This is a genomic window from Acidiphilium acidophilum (assembly GCF_033842475.1).
In the GTDB taxonomy this organism is placed as follows: domain Bacteria; phylum Pseudomonadota; class Alphaproteobacteria; order Acetobacterales; family Acetobacteraceae; genus Acidiphilium; species Acidiphilium acidophilum.
The window spans coordinates 1-4,643 of sequence record NZ_JAWXYB010000004.1 but is presented as its reverse complement, the minus strand read 5'-3'; the positions used below and the strand labels follow the sequence as shown (position 1 = coordinate 4,643).

The window sequence follows — 4,643 nt, the reverse complement described above, 5'->3', positions numbered from 1 at the left end:
GGCATCGCGACCGATTTGACCTCGTGATACGCGATGAACTCGACGATTTCCTGCCCGATCGCCTCGTCATGTCGCACGTCGGTGTCGTCCGAGAACCATGACCGCATTTCCGCCGGTTCGCCGCCCTCCGTATGGATTATGCTGACTACCACCTTGGAGGCGCGGCTGAGGTCGGGGCCATAGAAAGCGATCGTCCCCATCGGCCACCCGCGGAACCCCTTGCGGGACTTCTTGCTGAGCCGTTTTTGGAACTTGTCGATCATCACGCTTGCTCTGCCCAAATTATGTCCATGAAGCCGAATGGATGCCGCGGTTCGACTATCCTGCCAGGTGCGGACGCCACACCCGGATGATGTCCTTGAAGTCGGCCTCATAGCCCAGTCGATCCGGGTAGCTGCAAAGCTGGGAGATCAAGCCAAAGACAGTAACGATATCGCCCGCGATGTGCGGCTCAAGGCCCCAGAGGCTGGTGAGATCGAAGCGGCCGCAATCCGCGCCGTTCCACCACGCAAGAAGAAAATCGGCAACGCGCTCGCACTGGCCGCTGCCGCCCTTGGCGATGGTGATAAGACGCTCTAGGGCCGCTCGCTGTCCGTCGTTGATGCCGGACGTGCCGGCTCTTCTCGGAATCTGCACGACGTTCATGCGTCTATCTCCATAGCTATTCGCGCCTGGGCGACATTCCGTGCTGCGGTCGGCTGCCGGATATCAACAGGGGCCGGCATGGGCCCAAGCCTGGCAATCGTCGCAATCCCGACGTTGTAGCTCTGGGCCAGCTCCTTCAACGTGGCCCCCTCGGCCCGGCGCTGCCGGGCCTCGTCCTGCTGCTGTGGGGTGAGGGCAGGGGGGCGGCCCATGTGCTGCCCGCGCGCCTTGGCCCGGCTGCGGCCCTCGGCCGTCCGGGTGCGGATCAGGTCACGCTCCACGTCGGCCAGGCCACCTAATACGGCCAGCATCAACCGTCCGGTGCTGGTGCCGGTGTCGGCCCACGGCTCGGCCAGCGAGCGGAACAGCGCGCCGGCGTCGGCGATCTGCTTGACCATCGCGAACAGGTCGAACGTCGAGCGCGCCAGGCGATCGATCCGCGTCACCGTCACCACGTCACCGGCCGCGATATGCTTGAGCATCTTCAACAGCTCGCGGCGATCAGCGCGCGCGCCAGTCGCTTTCTCACGAAAAACCTTCGCACACCCGGCCGCCTTCAACTGCTCAAGTTGGGCGTCGAGCGTCTGGCCGTAGGTGCTGACTCGGGCATAGCCGATCAGGCGGGAAGGGCGGTTTGTTTCGGACATATCTTACGGGAAACGTAAGCCATTGATTTGAAACGAGCAAGCTGGCTTGCCGAAAGTCTTGAATTACGCAAATTTATAGCAGTCGATCCCACAACGAAAGCCTAAGACAAAAATTCTTAGTGGAACGGCAACGGAGAAGTGCCGTAGGTTTACAAGATAGGTGATAACTTGATGCGACCCAATAAGGATTGCACTAATCTTTGACCGCGCAAACCTAGCTGTACGCTCATAGTTCGCTAAAGAATATCTGAATTCAACGCCTTCCTTGAAATCCCGCCTGTGCTCGTTCTAAGATTGAATGGCATGAAAATTTTGATTGTGGAGGACGAACGAAAAACGGCCGCTTTTCTTAAAAAAGGGCTGGAGGAGAATGAGTTCGTGGCTGATATCGCCGCGGACGGCGAGACCGGCGTTTCACTAATGCTCCAAGGTAACTACGATCTGATCATTCTTGATGTCATGCTGCCCGGACGGGATGGCTGGTCGGTGCTCAGGGAGCTGCGGCAGCGGCAGAACCAGACTCCCGTCTTGTTCCTGACCGCACGGGACAGCGTGCCGGACCGGGTTCACGGCCTTGAACTGGGCGCGGATGACTATATCGTTAAACCTTTCGCTTTTTCGGAACTTCTGGCGCGGATACGGTCCATCCTCCGGCGCGGACCCGTGCGTCAGGCGGCCATGTTGCAGGTGGCCGATCTGGAAATCGATGTGCAGCGCCACAAGGCTGTGCGGCAAGGCCGGACACTCGATCTGACACCCAAGGAATTCCTGCTTTTGTCCTTATTGGCGCGCCGCACGGGACACGCGATATCACGGACCCTCATCGCCGAGCAGGTCTGGGACATAAATTTTGATAGCGGCACCAATATTGTCGATGTCCATATGCACCGGCTCCGTTCGAAAGTGGACGATCCTTTCGAGATCAAGCTGATCCACACCGTCCGGGGTATAGGATACATCCTTGAACATCGACAAGGCTGATTCTACCAGGCAACCGAGCCGTCTGAGCAGTCTGCGCCGGTTCGGTGGCTCGATGGTCATGCGGATGACCGCCTGGTACGCGGGGAGTAGTTTCCTGCTGATTTTGACTGCCACGGGCTTTTTGTACTGGACCGTCGCCGCCAATCTGGAAGCCGAGGACCGGCGCATCATGAGCAATACGGCGACCAATCTCCAGTATCTGCTTCATGCTTCGATGAACCTGAATGTGGCAAAGCATATGGTTGCCAGCCCGTCAGGATCATTTACGCGGCCGCAGCTGATTTGGGTCCGCGTCATCGCGGCCGATGGCCGAACGCAAATGGAGACGAACGGCATGGACCGGGAGTTGCCAGTCGCCGATTTTCCGGCGCTGATGGCGATTCAGCCTCATCATGATGTCATCCGCACGATCCAGACCAGCGCGGGGCAACTGTTCCAGACCCTGAGTGCCCGCATAACCAATGGGAAGGGCGCGGGCAGGGTGTTCCAGGTCGCTATCGACCGTACCGATGAGCAGCGTCTTCTGGTACATTACCGAGAGCGGCTGCTGCTGGTGCTGACCATCTCCTTGGCGCTCTGCTCCGCGATCGGTTTTGCAATCGCCCGCAGCGGGATGCGTCCGGTCGAACACATCATCAGGACAGCGCGCAATATACGCTCCTCCACGCTGCATGAGCGCATCGACACTGTTGGACTTCCTGCGGAGTTGCAGTCTCTTGCCGACACGTTCAACGACATGCTGGACCGGCTTGAGGACTCATTTGCACAGATATCGCAGTTTTCGGCCGATGTCGCCCATGAACTGCGAACTCCCGTCAACAATCTCCGTGGCGAGATCGAGGTGGCCTTGGGCAGGGCACGCTCACTTGAGGAGTACCGGGACGTATTGGGCTCGGCGCTGGAAGAATGCGCCCGCATCAGCCGGGTGATCCAAAGCCTGCTCTTCCTCGCCCGAGCCGAGACTGCCGGAGAAAGCCCTCATCTTGAGGAACTGGATGTGAAGTCGGAGATCGCTTGATTGAGCAACCTGATGTCTGGAAAATAGGGCGAGCGGGGGTCAGGCATCCTGGTAGTCCCACTTGATGTAGCCCTTGGTGTCGGCGGCCCATTTTTCATCGATTTCGACGAGGACGGCGCTGACGAGGCGTTCGAGGGAGGCTTCGTTGGGGAAGACCCTGATTTTGGTGGTGCGGCGTTTGAGTTCCTGCTGGATGCCGCGTTCCATGGGGTTGGAAGTGCGAAGCCGGCGCTGGTGGGGTTCTGGCAGTGTGAAGACGGTGAGGCCTTCGGGGATATTTCGTTCGAGCCAATCGGCGAGCTTTGGTGCGGTGTCGCGATAGGCATTGACGAGGGTTGTGAGAGCGATCTGGGCAGCGGCGAGGGAATTTGCGTTCCAGACGGTCCGGAGTTCTGCGCCGATGCGTTTGCGGATGGCGTGGTTGGGGGCGTGGTGGATGGCGTTTTGGGCGAGGTGGAACTGGCATCGTTGCCAGTGTGCGGCGCCGAAGACGGCGCGGCGTGCGGCGTGCAATCCGGCATGGTCATCGGAGACGATGAATTCGACGCCTCGCAGGCCACGCTGATGGAGGCTTTCGAGGAAGGCACGCCAATGGACTTCGGCCTCGGAAAGGGCGACCGAGACGCCGAGGACACGGCGGCGTTCATCGGGTCCGATGCCGATGGCCGAGAGCACGGCGGCATCGCGGACGACGCCATTATCGCGCATTTTTTCATATCTGGCGTCGAGGATGAGGTAGCGGATCTCGGCGAGGGGTCGGGTGCGCCAGGCGGCGAGTTCGTCATCGAGCAGCTTGCTGGCGCGGCTGACCTGAGCGGAGGAGAGGCTTTCGATGCCGAATTCGCGCATGACGGCCTCGACGTCGCGGGTGGAGACGCCTTTGATGTACATTTCGGCGACGGCGACCATGACGGCGCGGACCGAGCGTCGGCCGCGTTCGAGGGACTGTGGGTAGAAGGGTTCGCCCACGTGACCGGCGGTTTTGGGGACATCGACGGTGATCGACCCGGCCGGGGTATCGATCCGCTTGGGCTTGTAGCCATTGGCGTAACCCTGACGATCGGGGTTGCGCTCGTAGTGACTGGCGTGGAGGAAGCGTTCGCGCTCGATCTGCATGGCGAGTTCGAAGGTCCTGGCAAATACCGTGGCGATATCGCCTGCGCCGTTTTCGATCAGATGTTCCAAAAGTGCCTCGATAATCGTATCCTTTTTGGCGTCCATTCATCGGTCTCCATGTTGGTGTGAACAACTGCATGGAATACCAGAATGAACAGCCCTTGCCGGGGCATGCCCCGGCAAGGGCACCAACTCCCAACCCAAAATGAATTTCCAGACGTCAGGTTACACCACCG

6 protein-coding genes are annotated in these 4,643 nt (G+C 59.8%); 2 read left to right on the top strand and 4 right to left on the bottom strand.

Annotation, left to right across the window (positions count from 1 at the left end; translation table 11 throughout):
• The 3 genes from SIL87_RS01335 to SIL87_RS01325 form a co-directional block, all read right to left on the bottom strand.
• Nucleotides 1-263, bottom strand: a 263-nt coding sequence (locus SIL87_RS01335) for a hypothetical protein (protein ID WP_319612492.1), incomplete at its 3' end; no start/stop codon positions are given.
• A gap of 55 nt (nt 264-318) precedes the next feature.
• Nucleotides 319-645: a DUF7673 family protein gene (locus SIL87_RS01330; RefSeq protein ID WP_319612488.1), complete on the bottom strand. Its 327-nt coding sequence runs from the start codon at nt 643-645 to the stop codon at nt 319-321.
• Nucleotides 642-1,292 (bottom strand): recombinase family protein, encoded by a 651-nt coding sequence (locus SIL87_RS01325; protein WP_319612487.1) that lies wholly within the window; start codon nt 1,290-1,292, stop codon nt 642-644. Before SIL87_RS01325 ends, SIL87_RS01330 begins: the two co-directional genes overlap by 4 nt.
• A 303-nt stretch (nt 1,293-1,595) precedes the next feature.
• Here SIL87_RS01325 and SIL87_RS01320 point away from each other — a divergent pair, with 303 nt between their 5' ends.
• Together SIL87_RS01320 and SIL87_RS01315 are read left to right on the top strand one after the other, a co-directional pair.
• Nucleotides 1,596-2,273 carry a heavy metal response regulator transcription factor gene (locus SIL87_RS01320; protein WP_319612486.1) on the top strand — a complete coding sequence of 226 codons (678 nt, stop codon included), beginning with the start codon at nt 1,596-1,598 and terminating at the stop codon, nt 2,271-2,273.
• Nucleotides 2,254-3,291 (top strand): histidine kinase dimerization/phospho-acceptor domain-containing protein, encoded by a 1,038-nt coding sequence (locus tag SIL87_RS01315; protein WP_319612491.1) that lies wholly within the window; start codon nt 2,254-2,256, stop codon nt 3,289-3,291. The genes SIL87_RS01320 and SIL87_RS01315 overlap by 20 nt, the downstream gene beginning before the upstream one ends.
• 39 nt (nt 3,292-3,330) lie before the next feature.
• Here SIL87_RS01315 and SIL87_RS01310 read toward each other — a convergent pair whose 3' ends face one another.
• Nucleotides 3,331-4,512 (bottom strand): IS256 family transposase, encoded by a 1,182-nt coding sequence (locus SIL87_RS01310; RefSeq protein ID WP_319612316.1) that lies wholly within the window; start codon nt 4,510-4,512, stop codon nt 3,331-3,333.
• Nucleotides 4,513-4,643 lie beyond the last annotated feature (131 nt).

Bases quoted from the DNA above. Each gene is read 5' to 3' on its own strand.
- SIL87_RS01330 (WP_319612488.1), bottom strand. From the start codon at position 645: ATGAACGTCGTGCAGATTCCGAGAAGAGCCGGCACGTCCGGCATCAAC.
- SIL87_RS01325 (WP_319612487.1), bottom strand. From the start codon at position 1,292: ATGTCCGAAACAAACCGCCCTTCCCGCCTGATCGGCTATGCCCGAGTC.
- SIL87_RS01320 (WP_319612486.1), top strand. From the start codon at position 1,596: ATGAAAATTTTGATTGTGGAGGACGAACGAAAAACGGCCGCTTTTCTT.
- SIL87_RS01310 (WP_319612316.1), bottom strand. From the start codon at position 4,512: ATGGACGCCAAAAAGGATACGATTATCGAGGCACTTTTGGAACATCTG.